Source organism: Candidatus Accumulibacter vicinus (genome assembly GCF_000584955.1).
Classification (GTDB): Bacteria; Pseudomonadota; Gammaproteobacteria; order Burkholderiales; family Rhodocyclaceae; genus Accumulibacter; species Accumulibacter vicinus.
Window position 1 is genome coordinate 309,042 of the sequence record NZ_JDSS02000019.1, and the last position, 1,260, is coordinate 310,301.

The 1,260-nt window shown below is 58.4% G+C and carries 1 protein-coding gene and 1 pseudogene; both read right to left on the reverse strand.

Annotated features, from left to right (window positions below; genetic code table 11):
- Positions 1–565 (reverse strand): annotated as a pseudogene (locus CAPSK01_RS22265) (hypothetical protein); the annotation flags it as partial.
- A 3-nt stretch (positions 566–568) separates the two neighbouring features.
- On the reverse strand, positions 569–1,260 hold a 692-nt coding region (locus CAPSK01_RS22270), incomplete at its 5' end, for a LamG-like jellyroll fold domain-containing protein (RefSeq protein ID WP_273703285.1).

The following is a 1,260-nucleotide window of genomic DNA, read 5'->3' on the forward strand; positions in this document are numbered from 1 at the left end:
GCTTGGCTGCGGGCAGCGTCCTTGCGAACGATTTCCCTCTCGACTTCCCGGCGCCCTTCGCATAGCTGATCACCCGTGCGTCACTGGAGCCAGCAGACGATCCTCTGCCGGTCAGGTACGGATTCCTGGACGATGCAACAGAAATCCCCACGGCCCGGCCAACGCCAAGACGAGCAGGGTTGACTCCCTTGGCTGATGACCAAGCAAGGCAATACCCGCTGGCGAACAGATTCGTTACGATTGCGGAAGCAAACCCGACTCCCGCAGATTGCCCGGCGCCGTAGGCGATCGCGTTGAGGAAGAAAGTTGTCGAAACCCCACTGGATAACCCAACTCCTACGCTGTAGCTGATGGACGCGGCCGCCGCTGCGCCAGAAATCGAGGTTTGCGCTGTCCGCAGGGCCACCGACCCAGAAGACGCGGAAGACGTTCCGGAAGCGTTGCCGCCGGCCGTCGTGTAGACATGGCCCTGATTGAAATTGACCGAATCCCATGCGGGCGACGTGTAGGCATCCCCGCTTCCCTCGAAATTGACCGAATCCCAGGCAGGCGGCGTGTAGGGCATGGATCAACCCGCAGTCACGGAATCGTAAATCCAGGCCACTTTGTCCCCGTCGAACGGAAGCAGTGATGTTGGCACGGAGTAGGCTCCACGGTGTTCTGCTCGCCGGCTGAACTGAACATCAAAAAGACGCCCAGTCAGTCCGCGATCTGTGCCTGACGTAAGCCCATACCCTAGATGAAGATTGCTGCCCGTTGTCTCTGTTCCAGCCGCGAGGCCGTACGTGACCTGCGTACCGTTGATGAACAGGAATGCCTCGGTTCTATCGCGAACCGCCTCGAAGAAAAACCAGTTACCTGTAGTGATCACGCCTGCTGCGCTGGTTATGTTAAATACCTGAGACGCGCCTTGAGAATAGAAGTTGATGGAGCCATCTGTGTTTATGATAATCTGTGTTCGATCTGTGCCGCTCCCGACAGTGCCTATGAAGACAATCCCTGTTGAAACACTAAGGGAATCGACATAGGCCCATCCGCGAATGGTGTAAAGCGTCCCTGGAAGAAAGTCCTCGCTTACTCCCGTGCTCAAACGACTTCCTGCACCCGTGAATAGTGCACTCGCCGACGACCCGCCAAACGGGTCGGCAATTGCGCTGCTCTCCGTCACCGTCCCGGTAGCGGTCAGTGTGTGGCCCGTCAGGGTCGGGAATCCGGAACCGGAGAGTCGGGCGGAAAAGACCAGATCGTTGTCCAGGCGGC